The following is a 20,009-nucleotide window of genomic DNA, read 5'->3' as shown; positions in this document are numbered from 1 at the left end:
GTTTCCAGCCTGCTTCCGGTTTCTGATACTGGTTGGGATTATCCACCCACGCCGTTCGGCCAAGGGCGGGTGGTCGAGCGGGCTGTCCTGCCGACGCGAGGCGATGGGCGCCATCCATACGCCTCGTCGCCCCCCGGTCCGGCTCTGCCCCTCGTGAGGAGCAGACCGATAGTGCTCTGGCTATCCCAGGCGTGGGCGCCAATCGGTGATGCGTACCTGGATTGCATCCAGATGTACTTGGTGTCGACCCACAGGAAACGATCTTCTCCGTACGTCGAAATGCACACCGTCAACGGGGAGGTCTGGCCTGGTCAGGGCTGTCACCAAGGCATCGAGGTCGGGTGGGGCACCCAGCGCCTGTACGTACCGAAGTGATGTGGCGTGCATGTCCGGCACGGGAAGAGGGCGCGTACTGAGTTGCTGAGGGGTGCCGACACACCAGGTCCAGTCGACGGAATCGAACGCAGGCCACTCGGACGGCATCTGGGCGGTGGCGGTGCCTGTCCGGAGTTCCTCTCTCAGGCGGTCCAGCTGCTGGGCCGCGGACGTGATCCAGTTCTCGACCTTCATGACCTCGTGTAGAGAAAGAGCTTCGATCGGCCACTTGATCTCGAGGCACAGGCCCAAGCGCTTGACCGGATCCACGATGATCACGTCCAGATCGCCAGCAGGGTTGCCGTCGGTTCTGGCCGCCGGAACTCGTTCTGCGACCAGGGTGCCTGGGATGGTACGCATCCAGGTGGCCCAAGCCGTCGCGCGCTCACCCTGCTCCCTTCCTACCGGGCCGAACCGCCTGTAGTCACGAGCAGCCGAACGCAGCATGATCGGATCCACGGCTCTCGGGGTCACGAGGGGCGGGCAGATGATCACGACGTCGCCATGCCGGATCAACGGCGAGGTCCTGCAAGAGCGACCGGGACGGTAGGTGAGTCTTTCCACCACCAAGGCCTGGTGCGCCTCCGAGATATTCCGGCATATCGTCGCGATGACGGCCATCAACCTGGAGGCCGGCATGTGGACGAGGGTGGCCTCCAACCGGGACAGCCTGTGCGCCGTGTGCTCACTCAGGGAGGCAATCCCCATGATCACGGCCAGAATGCTGATCATGTCGTTGGCGGTCATTCCGTCGCCCAGGGGGAAGTCGTCCGGGATCTGCCCCTCGGGCACCGACCGGCGGTACGCATCGATCGTCTCGGTGGCACGTCCTACGGATGCACGAAGAACCTCCGATGGTGGGCCGCTCCGGGAACCGACGGGCCGGGTGGCGATCCACTGACGTTCCACCGCCGACAACTCCGGTACCCGTGTGGGGTGCGCGTCGTGCTCGAGGAGCATGTCGGCCACTTCCGCCGACACGTCCCGGCTGTGACGCACTCGGAAGTCGCCTCCGGTCTTGCGGACTCGGTAGGCGCCACTCCGCACGCCTGTCTCCAGAAGGTCCAACCGATGGGCCGCCGCAGCGGCAAGGACGATCTCGGCTGCGTCCTCTTCCCGGCACGTACCCGCGCCGACGGGATAGTCGTGGTGCCAGACGACAAGTTGGGTGAGGACGCTTTCCCAGGGCAGTTCGCTCGTCATTCCTGAGCTGATCTCCATCGCGCGCACTTTCGTCGCGGTCCGGAGCAGATCGTAGATCCGATCCGGACCTGAGCCCCAGCCCGGCAGCGTGCGGACCTTGTCGCGAGCGCTGGCGATGGTGTCCAGCAGGTCCAGTTCGGGTTTCACGCATGCTCCATTCGTGCACGGTCAGCGGTCAACGGGCACTGCGACAGCGGGCAGGAGGGTGGTGGGGAAGGACCGAGAAAGGGCCCTCCCCCACCGGGCGCTCACAGAGTCGGGTCCCAGTACCCGACTCTCGAACCGTCCGGGGAGCCGAACAGATGCCAGCGGGAGAGGTTCCTGTTCCAGGACTGGCAGGCTGTCTCGGGCAGCTGCAGGCAGCCGTGGTCGGCACCCTCGTTCGTGATCATGCAGTTGGGGTCGTACAGGCAGGAGTCGTTGTCGACGGCGCGGCTCACGACCGCGTCGAGGTTCTGTTCCAGGACGGTCCTCATCGCACCCAGGCTGAAATCGCTGCCCCCGTTGGGATAGACGGCGAAGGCCAGGTCGTACGGGAACAGGTACTCGGATAGGCTCGTCTCGCTGTACCCGCTGTCGACCGCCAGCGCCCGCAGGATCTGGTGCGACAGGGAGTGCAGCAGTCCGAACAGCTCGTGCACCGGGAGGTCGGGGTGTCCCGGAGCGGGGCGTACCTCGTGGGAGAGAGCCTGGCCGTTACTCGGACCGAGCTGATGTACCAGCCACTGGGCGACGCCCCCGGCGTCATCAAGAGTGCGTTGGCTTACGAGATCATTGCGGACCATCCACCGGCTCACCCGGTCCCGGTCCACTGGGAAGAGCAGCGCTTCCGCCTGGGTGGGGTGCGCGTAGAGAAGGGTCTTCTCGGGAGCACTCCGTGAAACGCGACCCCGGTAGGGCACCAGGTCCGCCTCCTCGGGGCTGAAGCCGGTCCGGCTGTAGCCGATCGCGAGGTACGTGATCGGGAGATCACTTACCAGGCAGGTGTCACGGCTGAGACCGGCAGCTGCCAGGACGCCGGGGTAGCGTTCGTAGAGGGCACGCCGCTCCGGGTTGCGCGCTTCCCGCTGCAGTCGGGGGACCCCGAGGCGTTTCAAGTTGAGAACGCGACGGTAGGTGTGCAGCTCGGCTGCAAGCCCGCGGGCGTCGTCACTTCCCGTGTCGAGCCCGAGGGCCTTACCCACCCGGTCCCGCAGATGGTCCACTTCGACCGGCATGAAGCGTGCCCGCAGGGCACGCGCCTGGTCGTGCAGACCGGCATCCTCCATCACCCGGATGCTTTCGACGACTTCGTCGGGGACGTCCACCGTGTGCCCGTCCGTGAGCCGACGGAACTCGTCCTCGGTGATCTCCCCGAGCCACCAGCCGAGCACGGCCGCGGTGTACAGCGGATTGCTCTGCCGGGTCGCCTCCTCAGTCGTCGTCACGTTCACGAGGGTGAGCCCGTGGCCGACGTGCGCGGTTCCCGCCGAGTGAAGCAGCGGGTTCATGAACTTGTCCGGGTAGCTGCACGAGGAGTTGCTGCAGCTCCACTGCACCCCCAGAGGAAAGCCACAGGTCATGCACTCCCAGCGGAAGTCGCGGAACCGACTGGCGCGGTCGTCGAGCCTGAACCGCGTGTGCCCCCTGGGGCACTTGCTCGGGGGGTACATCGGCGACGTCTCACCGCACTTGTGCGCGAAGACGAACTGGAGCTGCCGGTTACCGACCACGCCGCCGCAGGCCGGACAGGCCGGCGGCCAGTCGTCGGTTCCGGGCCGAGGGTCGCCGGCCGTCCAGACGTGCCCGCACCCGGCCCTGGAGCAGCGCACCACCCGGGGCCAGACGCGACAGAAGACCTTGCCCGGGACCACGACCTCGTAGTGGCGATCGGCGAGTCGGTCCTGGTCACCGGGAAACTCGGGTGCGCGGTCGGAACCGGGGACGAACGCACGTCCGGCGGTCCGCCATCTGCGAACGAACCTCATCGCCTCCTGCACGAGGTGGTCACGATCCAGGGAGGGACCGTCGAACTCCTCGTCACGCCCGAGCTGGATCACCTGCGTGGTGTACCCGCCACGGTGGTCGAAGGTCTGGCCGGGCCGGAACCTGAAGAGGACCTGGCCACGGTCGCGTGACATCTCGTCGTTTCTGGGGTTGAACGCCATCACGACCTCCGGTTGTCAGACACGACGTGGAATGGGATGCCTTCGGAGACGTCGCGGAGACTCGTCATCGGTCGACACTCGAGCCCTAGGTAGTCGCCTGTCGCGCGGTACCCCCGGTTGTTTCCGCCGGCGAGGGTGGCGGAGGCGCCTGCGGAGCGGAGGCTGGCGATCGCGTGCTCCACCATGTCCTCCAAGTCGCTCCGGAGTTCCTGTCCCTCCGGTCGATGGGACTGGAAGACCGCGTGGAGCGCCTCGAGCAGCTCGGTCAGCTGGACTCCGTCCAAGCCGCCACGGGCGGGGTCACGGAGAGCAGCCTGCATCTTGGAGAGGTCGTGCAGATGCCCTGGGGCATTGCCCGCCTGCCACCAGTCGCGGTTGGCGATCTGGAGCAGATGACCCATGAGGATTCCGGGAAGGGTCCTGCGTACCGCGAACCGGCTCCAACGGTTGATCGCCACTGGTTCGACCATGCGGTCCAGGTACTCGTGGAACTTGCCGTGGTAACGGTAGTGCGAACGGTCCCGCTCCCGTACCGGGTTGAAGAGCATGAACACGAGTCCGTGGTGCGCGCGGCCGACTCGTGAGGACGCCTGGATGTACTCCGCCATCGACCTGGGCATGCCGTTGAACAGCATGAAGTTCAGTCGGTCCACGTCGACCCCGTGGCTCACCATGCTCGTGGCCACGACCATGCCCGTCTCGCCGTTGGGGCTGCTCAGGTCGTCCAGGACGCCACGCACCTCGTCCAAGCGCGTCTCGCTCTTCAGCTCGGCCACGCGGAGGTCCGGATAACCTTCCCTGCGCAGCGCTTCGTTGACCTGTGTGTCCAGCGAGCGGCGGATACGGCCGAAGTCGACGAGCGTGGTGGCGTACGTGAGGCTCGTGCGGTACAGGTCGACGACCGCACGCAGCTCCTCCTCCGGCCACGCTTCGAAAACCGGCGGAAGTTCGCGGCGCTGCTCGAGCTTCCACAGGGCTCGGTGTGCGGAGGTCAGGATCCTGACCAGCGTCATCTCCGCGGTCCCCCGGGTCGGCATGACCCCGACGAATCGACGGAGGGGGAGCCCTCGGTCCAGGCGCCAGTAGAAGCTCTCGTCGAGGTTGGGCCCCGGGAGGGGCACCACGACGGACCTGAGGCCGAAGAGGTGCTCGCTCTGGCGGTCCTCGCCCCGGATGGTCGCAGTCGTCGCCACCACCTTCATGCGGACTCCTCGCCCGTCGGCCCGGTGCCTCGACGTCAGGGTGCGCTGCACCTCCGCCAGGAGCCCTTCGTAGTGCCCCGAGAAGGCCCCGAGCTCCTCGTTGACCATGTGCAGTTCGTCGATGATCTCCAGGGAGGGGGAGGGGTCGTAGAGAGGTGCCTTCAGGGGCCCGGGAGCCGTCTTCGGATGACCGGGCGCGTGGCGCTCGTGGCACTTCCCGCCCCGACCGAACCCGTGCTGCGGGCACCAGCAGTCGACGTCCCCCAGGAGCGCGCCGAACTTGTCCGACAGTCCAACGTTGGCCAGCTTGTCCAAGGTGCCGACCACGACCGTGGGCAGGTAGCGGTAGATCTCGGTGTCCACCACGACGATTGGCAGGATCTTCCCGCACTGCTCGTTGCCGCAGACGTGCTTGAGCCTGAGCTCCTGAGGATCGGGGGGCGGGATGTGTACCGACCGTTCACCGCAGTAGGGGCAGTCGTGTACAAGTCGGTACGCATGCCGCTCTGCCTCGCTCGACCGAAGGCGGTCGAACGTGCGATCGGACGTGAGCGAGTTGGGGGTGTTGCCTCCGCCGGCGTAGAAGCCGATGAAGAAGGGCCACCCGGGATTGCCGCCGACCTTCTTGATGCGGTCAGCGTTGCGGCCTCGGACGATGTCAGCGGCGGCAATGACGTCGAGTTGCCGCTGCGTCTGCTGCAGGGTGAGGAGCCGGAGGGGGAAGCGGCACCAGGCCGAGACCCCGACCTCCTTTCCTCTGGTCCGGTCGTAGAACATGCACACGAGGACCAAGCCGAGATAGGCCTCCGTCTTGCCGCCTCCGGTCGGGTACCAGACGACGGTCGCCGCTTCGGTGGGATCCACGTCCTGGTCGTCACCCCAGAGTCCCGGCGTGAAGAGCTCCTGGGGGTGCTCCCGCCAGGCCAGGGCGCCGATCTGGCTCACGATGGCCACGAGCTGGAAGAGGCGCCACCCCCGGTTCGGTCGCTTTTTCCGCGTGTTGAGCTCCGTCATGGACTCGTTCGCGAGCTGGAACGCGGTCAGCAGACGGGCATCCCGCCGCAGCCACGCGATGCCGTCGCGGAAGCGGGCGACCTCCAACGCCGCGGCTTGGCGGTCGGACTCCTTCCGGCGGGCCAGATCCGGTCTGTCCTGGAGGCCCTCCGTGCTCCATGCGGGGGCGTCGAGATACGCCTCCATCTCGTCGGCGAGGTCCTCCAGAACCGGCAGCGGGTCCGCAACGAGCGCCGAATAGCCCCAGCGTTCGTCCGCGCGGGCCACCGCGCGATGGGTGTCGTGCTGCGGTACGGGCACGCTGCGGACGGAGACGAGCCGGCCGTCGTGCCACCGCGGCTCGACACCGCAGTTGTTCGCGTACGCCCCCAGGTCCCCCGAGTAGCGGTAGGCGTCGGCTCCGAGATCCATCACGATGGGCAGGAGACGGTCACCGTCGATCTCCAGTCCCGCGCGGAACAGGGCGTTGTCCCTCGCCTCGTCGCGGCGGCTGCGGCCCGCGTTCCTGCCCTTTCCCTGGACGGTCACGACCGGGTCCGCAGCGAGGTTCTGCAGGGTCGCGGTCACCCGGAGCCGTCCCGGGGCCACCGGCCTCGACGTGATGACGACGTGTGCGGCGGGGGCCGGTACCACCGGATCCCCGGCAACCTCCAGGGCCAGCCACTGCTCGAAAGACCTGTCGTCCTCCATCGCCGCAGGAGGCACCAGACGCTCTCGGCGGTCGTTGCCCACACGACGATCGATCCGCGGATCACGGAGCGCCAGCTCGACGGCCTCCGCGAAGCCGTGCCGGAACTCACCCTCCAGAGTCTGACGGAGGCCGGCCTGACCGAGGACGATCTCCACGGGGCCGACCGTCACGTCAAGTCGCCTGAACAACGGAGCCAGCCGGTAAGGCTCCTCGCGATCGCCCGCCCACTCCAGCTGCTCCGCTCGGGTCGGCAGAGCCGAGTAGTAGAACGACGCCTTCGCCTTGACCATGACGGAGCTGGCGTTCTCGGCCTCGAACTCGAACCCGAGGCTGTCCGGAGTCATCCGACCGTACCTAGGTGCGGCGCCGCCCGGCTCGACGGCGTGGGGGCCGAGGCTCTCCATGAAGTAGCGCGCGCTGGGAGGTTCGCCGAGGCAGACGTCGCCCTGTGCCTCGCCTGTGGCGTCGGTGACCACCGCGCTCACGAGGTGCTCGACGAGGGCCGTTTGCTGGGCGACGCCCGGCTTGAACGGGGGTGTGGTCACTGCGTCTCCCCTCCAGCTTCGGCGTAGGTCGCCGACGGGGAGGAGGCGCTGCAGGAGGGCCTGAGCAGGTGGTAGGTGCCGTCGTTCACGAACGAGCGACGGGGGAGCCGAGGCGGCTCCGAGGTACGTGCCGGCGGCGACGAGTATGCACAACCGGCCCGCAGGACATGGGTGTCCACGGGAATCTCCAGGGTCCGCGAGTCAGAAGCCGCCATGGCACGACGCCGTGGCCGGACATCCTCTGCTTCTCCGAACCTGATCAGGATGAGCTCAGGGTGAGGCAAGTTACAAGCTGATAAACCAAGTTGATCGAATCTGTCCGGTACGAACCGATCCATTGACTTAATTGATCGGCCGCCGGCAGGGTGCGGGCCGACGCCCCGTCTCCTCAGGGCCGACGGCTGAACGTCATCACCGGGTGATCCCAGGGCGGTGCAGCCCCTGGCTTGCCGACTGTCCGCGCGCTACCAGGCGGCGGTTGCGAACATCCTGACTGAGAGATCGCAGTCGAGAGGCGGACGGAGACGGCGGCAGAATCCTTCGGTCCACGTCGGAGGCACGCGACGGCTGCCGTTGTGCGTGTCAACGGATGCAAGGACAAGGGCCGTCCCTGCATCTACGGGCGGAAGGCTTAGAACGATCAGGTCGACCTGAATGACTTCGGCATAGCAGAACGCCGAGACGCGGCTCGGCGATCCCAATTAGGCTCCTGCAAAAAGCACATGGGGGGCAATGTGACCATCGACGTAGTCGACGCCGTAGGGCTCGTCCGCAAGAACCGGAAGACGCGCAAGCGTTTGCAACAGGCCGCTCAGGAGCTCGATCGGCAGGCTACGGAGGACTCCGTCGCCCTGAGTAAGGCACGGCAGATGCTCTACGACGTGGCCGTTCTTCCCTCCCGTGATGTCTACGGGCGTATGAAGAACGTGGATCACTTCGAACTGGCAATGATCGAGAGGCCCACCGCGAGCAATGAGGGGGGTGTCGAGCCACGGCGAACGGAAGGTGTCGCCGTGTTGCCGGCCGCCCGCATGGTGGGCGGCGTGGTTCTGATCGTCGCCCTGCCACTCGTCGTCGGTCCCGCTGTCAAATCGGGGTCCTATCGCGCGGTGCAGAGCCTCGGATCCGCCTCCACGGGCAGGGCGATCAAGACGCTGCGTGGGGCCGCAGCCCGCAACGCCGCAGAAGCATGGTTTGGTCGTGGGGCTGTTGCGGTCGGCGGCGGCGGGCGAGCGGCCGGTAGGAAGATGCTGGACCAGATCGAGGCCACTTCGGGCAAGGTCACGTACGAACTGGCAGCGAGATGGCGGATCCAAGCGCTCGAAGCCAGCAAGCAGGAGGAGGCGCAAGTACTGGAGCGGCGCGAGGCCGGCGTAAAGCAGAGGCAGGACGAGGCGCTCGCGCTGCACGAGTGCGTCGAGAGCATGCAGCGCGTCACTCAGGATCTCCGGTCCGAGCTGATGACGAGGTTGCCGTCACTTATCGCCCTGGTTGACAAGTGTGACGATTTCGCCCGATATGACTCCCGTCGGCGGGCAGAGGTCGCGACGATGCTCGATCTCGACGGTCTCGCGGTGAAGGTCATGAAGTGCCCGCTGGTTGACCCAGCGGGACGCCCGACCGAGGAATTGATGCTCGTCGTTGCCGAAGTCGAGGCGCGACTCGAGGCGATGCAACCGCACGCGTGAGCTCCACAACTGGAGTGCTGATCTGCATGGACTCGGCGCGCGCTGGCGTTCAACCGGGTCTCGGAGCCGGGACATCCCAGGGACTTTTCAGGGACTTTCACGTCTGTCCCAGGGAGGTTCCAGGGACTTTCCGCCGTGCAAGCAGGGAAGGCCCTGACAGCGCTGAAAGAACGAAGCGCGCTGGTCAGGGCCCAGAACCTCAGCACTCGATGATGTTCACCGCGAGACCGCCCCGGGCGGTCTCCTTGTACTTGACGGACATGTCGGCGCCGGTCTCCTTCATGGTCTTGATGACCTTGTCCAGGGACACCTTGTGGGAGCCGTCGCCGCGCATCGCCATCCGGGCGGCGGTGACCGCCTTCACCGCGGCCATGCCGTTGCGCTCGATGCACGGGATCTGGACCAGGCCGCCGACCGGGTCGCAGGTCAGGCCGAGGTTGTGCTCCATGCCGATCTCGGCGGCGTTCTCGACCTGTTCCGGTGAGCCGCCCATCACCTCGGCGAGGGCGCCCGCCGCCATCGAGCAGGCGGAGCCGACCTCGCCCTGGCAGCCGACCTCGGCGCCGGAGATGGACGCGTTCTCCTTGAACAGCATGCCGATCGCACCGGCCGCCAGCAGGAAACGGACCACACCGTCCTCGTCGGCACCGGGGACGAAGTTCATGTAGTAGTGCAGAACGGCGGGGATGATGCCGGCCGCGCCGTTGGTCGGGGCGGTGACGACCCGGCCGCCCCCGGCGTTCTCCTCGTTCACGGCCATCGCGTAGAGCGTGATCCACTCCATGGCGAGGGCCTTCGCGTCGCCCTCCGCGCGCAGCTTGCGTGCCGTGTTCGCGGAACGCCGGCGCACCTTCAGGCCGCCCGGCAGGATGCCCTCGCGGGACATGCCGCGCGCCACGCACGCCTGCATCACCCGCCAGATCTCCAGCAGGCCCTCGCGGACCTCCTCCTCCGTCCGCCAGGCGCGCTCGTTCTCCAGCATCAGCGCGGAGATGGACAGGCCCGTCTCCCGGGTCAGGCGCAGTAGCTCGTCGCCCGTGCGGAACGGGTACTTCAGGACCGTGTCGTTGAGCTTGATGCGGTCCGCGCCCACCGCCTCCTCGTCGACGACGAAGCCGCCGCCCACCGAGTAGTACGTCTTGGCCAGCACCTCGGCGCCGGACGCGTCGTGCGCCCACAGGGTCATGCCGTTCGCGTGGTACGGAAGCGCCTTGCGGCGGTGCAGCACCAGGTCGTCGTCGAAGGAGAACGCGATCTCGTGCGTGTCGAGCAGCCTCAGCCGGCCCGAATCCTTGATCTTCTCCACCCGTCCGTCGGCCGTCTCCACGTCCACCGTGCGGGGCGAGGCGCCCTCCAGGCCGAGCAGCACCGCCTTGGGCGTGCCGTGCCCGTGGCCGGTGGCGCCGAGCGACCCGTACAGCTCCGCGCGGACCGAGGCGACCGAGTCCAGCAGCTCCTCGTTGCGCAGCCGCCGGGCGAACAAACGGGCGGCCCGCATCGGGCCGACCGTGTGCGAGCTGGACGGCCCGATGCCGATCGAGAACAGGTCGAAGACCGAGAGGGCCACGGGAGGACTCCTAGGGGTTCGGCGGACGCCGCTGTCCGCCGGGGGGTGGTTCGCGGTGATACGCATGCGGGGAACGGGACGGTGTTCACAGGGGAACGCACGACACGGGGCATCGCGCACACTGACCCAGTGTGCGCGATGCCCCGGACGTTCGTACGAATCAAAGCGTACGGAATTACTTCAGACCGGGGTACAGCGGATGCTTCTCCGCGAGGGCCGTCACCCGTGTCCGGAGCGCCTCGGCGTCGGCGGCTCCGAAGGGGGAGGGCGCCTTCAGCGCCTCGGCGATCACGTCCGCCACCTCGGCGAAGTCCTCGGCGTCGAAGCCGCGGGTGGCCAGGGCGGGCGTGCCGATCCGCAGACCCGAGGTGACCATCGGAGGGCGCGGGTCGTTCGGGATCGCATTGCGGTTGACGGTGATGCCGACCTCGTGGAGACGGTCCTCGGCCTGCTGCCCGTCCAGCTCGGAGTCGCGCAGGTCGACCAGGACCAGGTGCACGTCCGTGCCGCCGGAGAGCACGTCCACGCCCACCGCCTTGACGTCGTCCTTCATCAGGCGCTCGGCCAGGATGCGGGCGCCCTCCAGGGTGCGGCGCTGGCGGTCCTTGAACTCCTCGGACGCGGCGACCTTGAAGGCGACGGCCTTGGCCGCGACCACATGCTCCAGCGGGCCGCCCTGCTGGCCGGGGAAGACCGCGGAGTTGATCTTCTTGGCCAGCTCGGCCGTGGAGAGGATCACGCCACCGCGCGGGCCACCGAGGGTCTTGTGCGTGGTCGTGGTGACGACGTGGGCGTGTGGGACCGGGTTCGGGTGCAGGCCCGCCGCGACCAGACCGGCGAAGTGCGCCATGTCGACCATCAGGTACGCGCCGACCTCGTCCGCGATCCGGCGGAACTCGGCGAAGTCCAGCTGCCGCGGGTACGCCGACCAGCCGGCGACGATCAGCTTCGGCCTGCTCTCCTTGGCCAGCCGCTCGACCTCGGCCATGTCGACCCGGCCGTCGTCGCCGACGTGGTAGGCGACGACGTCGTAGAGCTTGCCCGAGAAGTTGATCTTCATGCCGTGGGTCAGGTGCCCGCCGTGCGCGAGGTTCAGGCCCATGATCGTGTCGCCGGGCTTGAGCAGCGCGAACATCGCGGCGGCGTTGGCCTGCGCGCCCGAGTGCGGCTGCACGTTGGCGTGCTCGGCGCCGAACAGCTCCTTGACCCGGTCGATGGCGATCTGCTCGATCACGTCGACGTGCTCGCAGCCGCCGTAGTAGCGGCGGCCGGGGTAGCCCTCGGCGTACTTGTTGGTGAGGACCGTGCCCTGGGCCTCCATGACCGCGACCGGGGCGAAGTTCTCCGAGGCGATCATCTCGAGGGTGGACTGCTGGCGGTGCAGCTCGGCATCGACCGCCGCGGCGACGTCCGGGTCGAGCTCGTGCAGCGGGGTGTTCAGAAGTGACATGCGGTTACGGCCTCCTCAGCCCTGGATGAAGGCGTCGTACTCGGCGGCGGAGAGCAGGTCGGCCGGCTCCTCGCCGACCCGCACCTTGAACAGCCAGCCGCCCTCGAAGGGGGCCGAGTTCACCAGCGACGGGTCGCTGACCACGTCCTCGTTGATCTCGGTGACCTCGCCGGTGACCGGGCAGTACAGGTCGCTGACCGACTTGGTCGACTCCAGCTCGCCGCAGGTCTCGCCCGCGGTCACGGTGTCACCGACCTCGGGGAGCTGGACGAACACGACGTCGCCGAGCGCGTTGGCCGCGTGCTCGGTGATGCCGATGGCCGACACACCGTCCTCGGCGGCCGACAGCCACTCGTGCTCCTTGCTGTAACGCAGCTGCTGGGGGTTGCTCATGACCTGGATTCTCCTGTAAGCGGTGGACTTGCTGATGACTCGGAAACTACGGGAAGCACGGGACAAGCGCGTGGGCAGGCACGATCTGCCCGGCTCATCCGTGCGAGGACCTGCGAGGACCTGAAGACCCTACGGCGACGTACGAGGACCTGCGCGCCGACCCACGACGACCCACGACGACGGGGAAGGGCCCGGAAGCCGTGATGCTGTGGTCGGTTCGGCCCGGCGTTCCGGGCCTCGCGAGCCCGTACCGACGGCCCTGGTACTCCGGCGAACCGTGACACATTCCCGGAAGTGTCACGGTCGGCGGGCTCATGCCCCGGGTTCACCGGATTCGCCGACAGCATCAGCCGTCCCGGGGCCCTCCGTGACGGTTACTTCTGCCGCTGGTAGAACGGCAGCGCCACGACCTCGTACGGCTCGTGGCTGCCGCGGATGTCCACGCCGACGCCCGCCGTGCCCGGCGCCGCGTGCGCCACGTCGACGTACGCCATCGCGATCGGCCGGCCCAGCGTCGGCGAGGGCGCGCCGGAGGTGACCTCGCCGATCACCTCGCCCCCGGCGACCACCGCGTATCCGGCGCGCGGGACCCGGCGGCCCTCGGCGACCAGGCCGACCAGGACGCGGGGCGGGGTCGCCTCGGCGCGGGCGGCGGCCTCGGTCAGGGCGGCGCGGCCCACGAAGTCGCCTTCCTTCTCGAACTTCACCACCCGGCCGAACCCGGCGTCGAACGGCGTCAGGGAGGCGCTCAGTTCATTGCCGTACAGCGGCATGCCGGCCTCCAGACGCAGCGTGTCCCGGCAGGACAGCCCGCACGGGACCAGCCCGATGCCCTCGCCCGCCTTGGTCAGCGCCTGCCACAGTTCGACCGCGTGCTCCGGCTTCACGAACAGCTCGAAGCCGTCCTCGCCGGTGTAGCCGGTACGGGCGATGAGCGCGGGGACGCCCGCGACCGTGCCGGGCTGCCCGGCGTAGTACTTCATGCCCTCGAGGTCGGTGTCGGTGAGGGACTGCAGGATGCCGGGGGACTCGGGGCCCTGCACCGCGAGCAGCGCGTACGCGTCGCGGTCGTCACGGACCTCGGTGTCGAAGCCGGCCGACCGCTCCACGAGCGCGTCCAGCACCACCTGGGCGTTGGAGGCGTTCGCGACGACCAGGTAGCGGGGGGACCCGGCCTCGGGGTCGTCGAGCCGGTAGACGATCAGGTCGTCCAGGATGCCGCCGTCCTCGCGGCAGATCATGGTGTAGCGGGCGCGGCCGGGCTTGACGGTCCCGATGTTGCCGACCAGCGCGTGATCGAGGAACCGGGTCGCCTGCGGGCCGGTGACGGTGATCTCGCCCATGTGGGAGAGATCGAAGAGACCGGCCCTCGTCCGCACGGCGTTGTGCTCGTCGCGTTCGGAGCCGTAGCGCAGGGGCATGTCCCAGCCGGCGAAATCGGTCATCGTGGCACCGAGCGAACGATGCACGGCGTCGAGCGCGGTCCGGCGGAGTTCGGTACTGCTCATCGGTCGGTCTCCCAGGGCAGGACAGGCGAGGTCTTTCCTCCCCATCTGTCATCGGAACCTGAGAGGTTCGCCATGACCGCCCGCGCAGGGGACGACCACGGCTTGCACCTTGGGTGGAGCCACCGGCGACTCGCGCGGGGCCCGCTTTTCAGATGTGCCTCGCCCACGCGGTAACGGTGCCTGAGAGATTCAAGGGAGGGACTTGCTCCTTCGGCGCCCCGGCGGCAACGGTGCCGAGGACTCTCCCGCGCGGATTCAAACGGCCGGTATGCAGTTGGCGCGCTCATCATTGCACGCATCGCGGGGCCGCGGCAGGGGGACCCTTCTGGGAGAAGCACAGGGTATTCGGGTGTTCACGGACGGCTGTGACAGGCCTGTATCGGGAAAGGGACGGAAACCAGAGGCACCCGGCGTTACCGTCTCTTTACACTCGGCGGGGAGGTGTCCGGTACCTGGGCACAGGGCCGGACAGCCCCCAGGGGAGGACTCACGGTGAACAAGGCCAGGGCGTACGCCACCACCACGGGCGTCACGCTGCCCGAGCCGCAGGCCCCCTCGGCCCGGGGGGCCTGCGGCACCCTGCCCGCGCCTGTCGTCCGCGACCTGCGCGAGCGCGCCGGCCGCAGCCCGCACGCCCTGCTCTTCGGCCCCCGCGACCTCGTCGTGGTCACCGGACTGCCCGGCAGCGGCAAGTCCACCCTCATGCGGCGCGCGGCGCGCGGCACCCTCATCGACTCGCAGGACACCCGCGACCGCTGGGACCGCGGCATGCCGCGCCTCCTGCCGTACGCGGTGTACCGGCCCCTGGTCCGCCTCGCCCACTACGCCGGACTGCGGCGCGCCCTGCGTACCGGCGAGGGAATCGTCGTCCACGACTGCGGCACGCAGGCCTGGGTGCGCCGCTGGCTGGCCCGCGAGGCCCGCCGCCGGGGCGCGGACCTGCATCTGCTGCTGCTCGACGTCCCCCCGGAGCAGGCTCTGGACGGCCAGCGCGAGCGCGGCCGCGGGGTCTCCCGGTACGCCTTCCGGCGCCACCGCACCGCCATCGACCGGCTGCTGGCGTCCGTGACGCGCGGCATCCTGCCCGCGGGCTGCGGCTCGGCCGTCCTGGCCGACCGCGACGCGGCGAACGCACTGCACCGCATCGACTTCACGAACTGACGGCCGCACAGACGGCCGGCCGGTGTACGGACAGGCGGCCGGGGTGCGGGCAGGCGGCCGGTGCAGGGGCAGGCGGCGGTACGGGCCGACCGCCGGGCGCGGCAGCGGTTAGCCTTTCAGCCACAGCAGTGGTTCCAGGCAGGCGGTAGGCAGATGGACTTCCCGGCGGGCTTCTCCGCGGACTTCCCGGCACAGACTCACCCCCATCCGCACGGCGGATGGCCCGGCAACGAGCTGGAGGAGGTGCTCTCCGCATCCCTCGGCTTCCCCTCGGCCGACGGCCGGATCATCGAGGTACTGGGCCGGAGCCATGTGTGGGTACCGCTGCCCGATGGCGGCGGACCGGACAGCGGCCCGCTGGACCTGCCCACGATGGAGATCGAAGGCCAGGCGTACGTCCCGGTCTTCAGCTCCGAGGAACAGTTCCGTCAGGTCGTCGGCTCCCCCATGTCGTTCACCGTCGCGCCCGCGGTGGAGTTCGCGCGCGGTCTGCCACCGCAGGCCGGGATCGCCGTGAACCCCGGGGGACTGGTCGGTGTCCCGCTGCCGCCGCCCGCCGTCGCCGCCCTGTGCCGCGCCGGACGCGGACCGCTGGACGGCCCCGCGAGCGGCGGCCGGGTCAAGCTGTTCGAACCCGACTGGCAGGACGACCCGGTGGACTTCCTCGCCGCCGCCTCCAGGGAGTTCGAGGCCCTCGGCGTCGTCTCCACCGCCCGCCGCTGCCTCGCCGAGATCGAGACGGCCGAACCGGTGCTGTTCGTCGGCGTCGAACTGTCCTCCGCCGAACTGACCCGTGCGGAGGGCGACCTGCGGGCCGCGCCGATGGACGCGCTGGGCCGCGCGCTGGGCCGCGCGCCGGTGAAGTGGCCCGTCAACCTGGTCCTCCTGGACGTGGCCCAGGACCCGGTCGGCCAGTGGATGCGCGACCGTGTCCGCCCCTTCTACCAGTGGGAGCGATGAGGGGGCCGCAGTGCTGCCGGAGGACGGCCGCGAACCGGCGGAGCTCCCCGGGGTCGAGAGGCGCTTAAGCTAGGTTCATTGGCTTGGGCGAGGGTGTTGTACGGAGGGGCGATACAAAGTGAGCGCAGGCACCGCGGCGGCCGGACAGGTCGAGCACATGCTGCGCCAGGTGGCACCGGGGCGTTACGACGCCTACGAGGCGTTGCTGCGCGCGCTCGCGACCCCCTCCTCCGGTCACGTCTGGATGCTGCTGTGGCACGGTCAGGCGGGCTCCCCGGACGCCCAGTACGGGAACATGGAGGTCGACGGCTTCGGCTACGCGCCCTGCGTGACCTCCGCCCAGGAGCTGTCCGCCAGTGGCTGGAACCGGTCCTACGAGGTCGTCGACGGCCTCGAGGCCGCCCGCGCCCTCTACCCCGACCGCTACGGACTCTGGCTCAATCCGCACGCCCCCGGCGGCGGCCTCGGCATCCCCTGGCTCGATCTGCGCAGGCTCGCCACCGGCCTCGACCGTCAGCCCGCCGGGCCCCTGCGGCTGTCCGAACCCGCCATCGAGATCCCGCAGTTCTACGCCCTGCTCGCGCAGAACGCGCACCGCACCCCCGCCGTCCGCTCGCTGCGCCGTGCCTGGGTGCAGCCGTCGCTGGGCGCCCCGTACCTCGCCATCGGCCTGGACGTGTACGACACGTCGCCGCCGGCCGTGGACGCGGTGCGCGCGATGATGCGGCAGTCCCTCGGCGCGGTCCCGGACGGGCTCCCGGTGTCGACCGTCGCGATGTCCGACGAGCACGACCCGGTCGCTATGTGGCTGCGCGCCAACGCCCGCCCGTTCTACGACCGCGAGGCCCACGGCGCCGCTGCGCCCCCCGCCGCGGGCTCCGGCTATCCGCCCGCGCACCAGCGCTGACCGGGCCGTATGCGGGGGAGACGGGTACGGCCGCACCCTCCTGTGCTGACTCAGCGTGACGGTGTCCACGGAGTGGACACGAGCGTCAGCAGGGGCAGCCCACGCCGCTGCCGGGCACTGGTTTTGTGACAGGTTTTCAGCCATGTGCGCTCCGCTGTCGCCGGTTGACCGCCCGTCACCTGCGGTTTCACCTGTTCTTCACGCGGTCCGGCGCTTCCCATGGAGGGATACGGGGAGAGCCGAATGTCTCAGGACGGTTAATTCCTGAAGGGGGGGCGCCTGAAGAGTCCCTTATGTCAACTGTTCAGATCTCAGGTGGGTATCACCGCTATCCGGACTGTTCTCGACTCGCTGTGAACATCTGTAGTGTTCGGCCGGTCAAGATGCATCCACATAGCGGACCCGGAGTGGCCCCAATATGCGCATATCCAAGTCCCGAGCCGCTCGGGCGATCACGGCCGCGGTGGCGGTCGCTCTGATCGCCACGGGCTGCTCCAGCGACCGGGACAGTGACAACAAGAGCGACGGCAAGAAGGACACCTTCGTCTTCGCCGGTGCCGGTGACCCTGGCTCCCTGGACCCTGCCCTCGCGAGCGACGGTGAAACCTTCCGCGTGACGCGCCAGGCGTTCGAGGCGCTCATCGAGCACAAGTCCGGCGGCAGCGAGATGGTCGGCGGCCTCGCCGACAAGTGGTCGAGCAACGACAAGGGCACCGTCTGGACCTTCGACCTTCGCAAGAACGTGAAGTTCCACGACGGCGAGGCGTTCAACGCCGCTGCCGTCTGCGCCAACTACGACCACTGGTTCAACTGGACGGGCACCTACCAGTCCAGCGCGGTCTCGTACTACTGGCAGACCATCATGGGCGGCTTCGCGAAGAACGAGGACAAGGAAACGCCCGAGGCGAACTACAAGTCCTGCACCGCGAAGGACGAGAACACCGCCGTCATCGAGGTCAAGGAGCCCTCCGCCAACCTCCCCGGCGGCTTCTCCCTCAACGCCCTGGCGATCCACTCGCCGAAGGCCATCAAGGAGTACGAGAAGCAGGACGCCTCCGCCAAGGGCGACGCCATCACGTACCCCAAGTACAGCCAGGAGGCCGGCACGGTCGCCGGTACCGGCCCGTACAAGATCACGAAGTGGAACAAGGGCAACAAGGAAGTCTCCCTTGAGCGCTTCGATGGCTACTGGGGCGAGAAGGCGAAGATCAAGAACCTGGTCTTCCGTACGATCTCCGATGAGCAGACGCGCCGTCAGGCGCTCCAGGCCGGTGACATCGACGGCTACGACCTGGTCGCGCCGGCCGACGTCAAGACCCTCGAGGACCAGGGTTACGGCGTCCCGACCCGTGGCGTCTTCAACCTCTTCTACGTGGGCATGAGCCAGGAGGCCAACCCCGCGCTCAAGAAGAAGGAAGTCCGCCAGGCCATCGCGCACTCGATCGACCGGGAGAACCTGGTCAAGACCCAGCTGCCCGAGGGCGGCAAGGTCGCCGACCAGTTCATGCCCGACACGATCGAGGGCTACTCCAAGGACGTCAAGCAGTACCCGTACGACACGGCCAAGGCCAAGAAGCTCCTCAAGAAGGCCGGCCAGGAGAAGCTGAAGGTCGACTTCTGCTACCCGACCGAGGTCACCCGCCCGTACATGCCTGCCCCGCAGGACCTGTTCGAGCTGATGAAGGACGACCTGGAGAAGTCCGGCATCACCGTCACGCCCAAGGCGATGAAGTGGGCCCCGGACTACCTGGACGCCACCGAGTCGGGCTCCTGCGACCTGCACATGCTCGGCTGGACCGGTGACTTCAACGACGGCTTCAACTTCATCGGCACCTGGTTCTCCGGGTACGACAAGCAGTGGGGCTTCAAGGACAAGAAGGTCTTCGACGCCGTGAACGCCGGCTCCAAGCTCGGCAAGCACGAAGAGCGCATCGCCGCGTACAAGAACGCCAACGAGGTCGTCATGGAGTACCTGCCGGGTGTCCCGGTCTCGTCCTCCCCGCCGGCCATCGTCTTCGGCAAGAACGTGAACCCGCCGAACGTCTCCCCGCTGACGCAGGAAGTCTTCGCCGAGGCCTCGTTCAAGTAAGCGAGCAGTAGCCACCCAAGCACACAGGGTCCGCCCGGCCGTCGAAACTCACGGCCGGGCGGGGCCATTCATGGAACACATCACGTAAGAAAGGGGCATGCGGGGTGCTGCGTCTCGTCGTACGAAGACTGCTCCAGCTCATACCCACGCTGCTCGGCCTGTCGGTACTGCTTTTCCTGTGGCTCGACCGGCTGCCCGGCGGACCCGCCTCAGCGATCCTGGGGGAGAAGGCCACCGAGGCCGAAGTAATTCGCATCAACCGTGCGCTCGGGCTGGACCAGCCCGTCTACGTCCAGTACTGGCGCTTCATCAAGCGCATCGCCGAGCTCGACCTGGGCACCTCCACCCAGACCGGACAGCCGGTGTGGGACGAGTTCGTCCTGCGCTTCCCCGCGACCGTGGAGCTGTCCCTCCTCGCGATGCTCATCGCCGTGGCCGTCGGCATCCCGCTCGGCTACTTCGCCGCCCGCAACCGCGGCGGCTGGCTCGACGTCACCGCCGTCTCCGGCTCGCTCGTCGGCATCTGCATCCCGGTCTTCTTCCTCGCCCTGATCCTCAAGAGCGTCTTCGCCGTCCAGCTCGGGCTCTTCCCCGTCTCCGGACGCCTGGAGACCGGCATCGACGCCACGAGCGTGACCGGTTTCGCCGTCCTGGACGGCATCCTCACCGGGGAGTTCGACGCCGTCGGGAGCGCGCTCCATCACCTGGTGCTGCCCTCCATCGCCCTGGCGTCCATCCCGCTCGCGGTCATCGTGCGCATGACCCGCGCCAGCGTCCTGGAGGTGCAGGACGAGGACTACGTCCGCACCGCCGAGGCCAAGGGCCTCAAGCGGAGCGTCGTCCGCGGTCGGCACGTGCTGCGCAACGCGATGCTCCCCGTGGTGACCGCGGTCGGCCTGCTCACGGGCTCCCTGCTGTCCGGCGCGGTCCTGACCGAGTCGGTGTTCGACTTCGGCGGCATCGGCTCCTTCATCCGGACCGCGATCGACGGCCGCGACTACCCCGTGCTCGTCGGGTTCATCATGTTCATCGCGATGGTGTACGTCCTGATCAACCTGCTGGTGGACGTGGCGTACAGCCTCATCGACCCGAGAGTGCGGGTGCACTAG

General features: G+C 68.4%; 13 protein-coding genes and 2 riboswitches. Of the genes, 6 read left to right on the top strand and 7 right to left on the bottom strand.

Annotated elements, in window-relative coordinates; all coding sequences use genetic code 11:
- Positions 1 to 180: 180 nt before the first annotated feature.
- The 3 genes from ACFP2V_RS05215 to ACFP2V_RS05205 form a co-directional block, all read right to left on the bottom strand.
- Complete coding sequence (locus ACFP2V_RS05215) at positions 181 to 1,725, bottom strand: hypothetical protein (protein ID WP_381206106.1); 1,545 nt, start codon at positions 1,723 to 1,725, stop codon at positions 181 to 183.
- A gap of 101 nt (positions 1,726 to 1,826) precedes the next feature.
- Positions 1,827 to 3,698, bottom strand: coding sequence for a hypothetical protein (locus tag ACFP2V_RS05210; protein ID WP_381206103.1), 1,872 nt, complete (start codon positions 3,696 to 3,698; stop codon positions 1,827 to 1,829).
- A gap of 26 nt (positions 3,699 to 3,724) precedes the next feature.
- A complete protein-coding gene (locus ACFP2V_RS05205; protein WP_381206101.1) occupies positions 3,725 to 7,177 on the bottom strand; it encodes a helicase-related protein in 3,453 nt (1,150 codons plus the stop codon).
- A 734-nt stretch (positions 7,178 to 7,911) separates the two neighbouring features.
- On the opposite strand from ACFP2V_RS05205, the gene ACFP2V_RS05200 reads away from it, so the two are divergent.
- Entirely contained in the window at positions 7,912 to 8,865 is a 954-nt protein-coding gene (locus tag ACFP2V_RS05200; protein WP_381206098.1) for a hypothetical protein, read from the top strand.
- Positions 8,866 to 9,064: 199 nt separating this feature from the next.
- On the opposite strand, the gene ACFP2V_RS05195 is transcribed toward ACFP2V_RS05200, so the two are convergent.
- The 4 genes from ACFP2V_RS05195 to gcvT all read right to left on the bottom strand — a co-directional run bounded on the left by ACFP2V_RS05195 (position 9,065) and on the right by gcvT (position 13,783).
- Complete coding sequence (locus ACFP2V_RS05195) at positions 9,065 to 10,432, bottom strand: L-serine ammonia-lyase (protein ID WP_381206095.1); 1,368 nt, start codon at positions 10,430 to 10,432, stop codon at positions 9,065 to 9,067.
- Positions 10,433 to 10,607: 175 nt separating this feature from the next.
- Complete coding sequence (glyA, locus tag ACFP2V_RS05190) at positions 10,608 to 11,882, bottom strand: serine hydroxymethyltransferase (RefSeq protein ID WP_381206092.1); 1,275 nt, start codon at positions 11,880 to 11,882, stop codon at positions 10,608 to 10,610.
- A 15-nt stretch (positions 11,883 to 11,897) separates the two neighbouring features.
- Positions 11,898 to 12,275, bottom strand: a complete 378-nt coding sequence (gene gcvH / locus ACFP2V_RS05185; RefSeq protein WP_381206088.1) for a glycine cleavage system protein GcvH — start codon at positions 12,273 to 12,275, stop codon at positions 11,898 to 11,900.
- Positions 12,276 to 12,649: 374 nt separating this feature from the next.
- Positions 12,650 to 13,783, bottom strand: coding sequence for a glycine cleavage system aminomethyltransferase GcvT (gcvT, locus tag ACFP2V_RS05180; protein WP_381206085.1), 1,134 nt, complete (start codon positions 13,781 to 13,783; stop codon positions 12,650 to 12,652).
- A 35-nt stretch (positions 13,784 to 13,818) separates the two neighbouring features.
- Positions 13,819 to 13,941, bottom strand: a riboswitch (glycine riboswitch).
- A riboswitch (glycine riboswitch) is annotated at positions 13,942 to 14,041 on the bottom strand. It lies immediately after the preceding riboswitch.
- A gap of 234 nt (positions 14,042 to 14,275) precedes the next feature.
- Here gcvT and ACFP2V_RS05175 point away from each other — a divergent pair.
- The 5 genes from ACFP2V_RS05175 to ACFP2V_RS05155 all read left to right on the top strand — a co-directional run bounded on the left by ACFP2V_RS05175 (position 14,276) and on the right by ACFP2V_RS05155 (position 20,009).
- Positions 14,276 to 14,944 carry an AAA family ATPase gene (locus ACFP2V_RS05175; protein ID WP_381206082.1) on the top strand — a complete coding sequence of 223 codons (669 nt, stop codon included), beginning with the start codon at positions 14,276 to 14,278 and terminating at the stop codon, positions 14,942 to 14,944.
- Positions 14,945 to 15,097: 153 nt separating this feature from the next.
- Entirely contained in the window at positions 15,098 to 15,904 is an 807-nt protein-coding gene (locus ACFP2V_RS05170; protein ID WP_381206079.1) for an enhanced serine sensitivity protein SseB, read from the top strand.
- A 157-nt stretch (positions 15,905 to 16,061) separates the two neighbouring features.
- Entirely contained in the window at positions 16,062 to 16,811 is a 750-nt protein-coding gene (locus tag ACFP2V_RS05165; RefSeq protein ID WP_381206398.1) for an enhanced serine sensitivity protein SseB C-terminal domain-containing protein, read from the top strand.
- 418 nt (positions 16,812 to 17,229) lie between these two features.
- Positions 17,230 to 18,900: an ABC transporter substrate-binding protein gene (locus ACFP2V_RS05160; protein WP_381206076.1), complete on the top strand. Its 1,671-nt coding sequence runs from the start codon at positions 17,230 to 17,232 to the stop codon at positions 18,898 to 18,900.
- 104 nt (positions 18,901 to 19,004) lie between these two features.
- Positions 19,005 to 20,009: an ABC transporter permease gene (locus ACFP2V_RS05155; RefSeq protein WP_381206073.1), complete on the top strand. Its 1,005-nt coding sequence runs from the start codon at positions 19,005 to 19,007 to the stop codon at positions 20,007 to 20,009.

This window comes from Streptomyces incanus, assembly GCF_042656345.1.
GTDB classification, from domain to species: Bacteria; Actinomycetota; Actinomycetes; order Streptomycetales; family Streptomycetaceae; genus Streptomyces; species Streptomyces incanus.
This window is presented reverse-complemented; position numbering and strand designations above follow the sequence as displayed.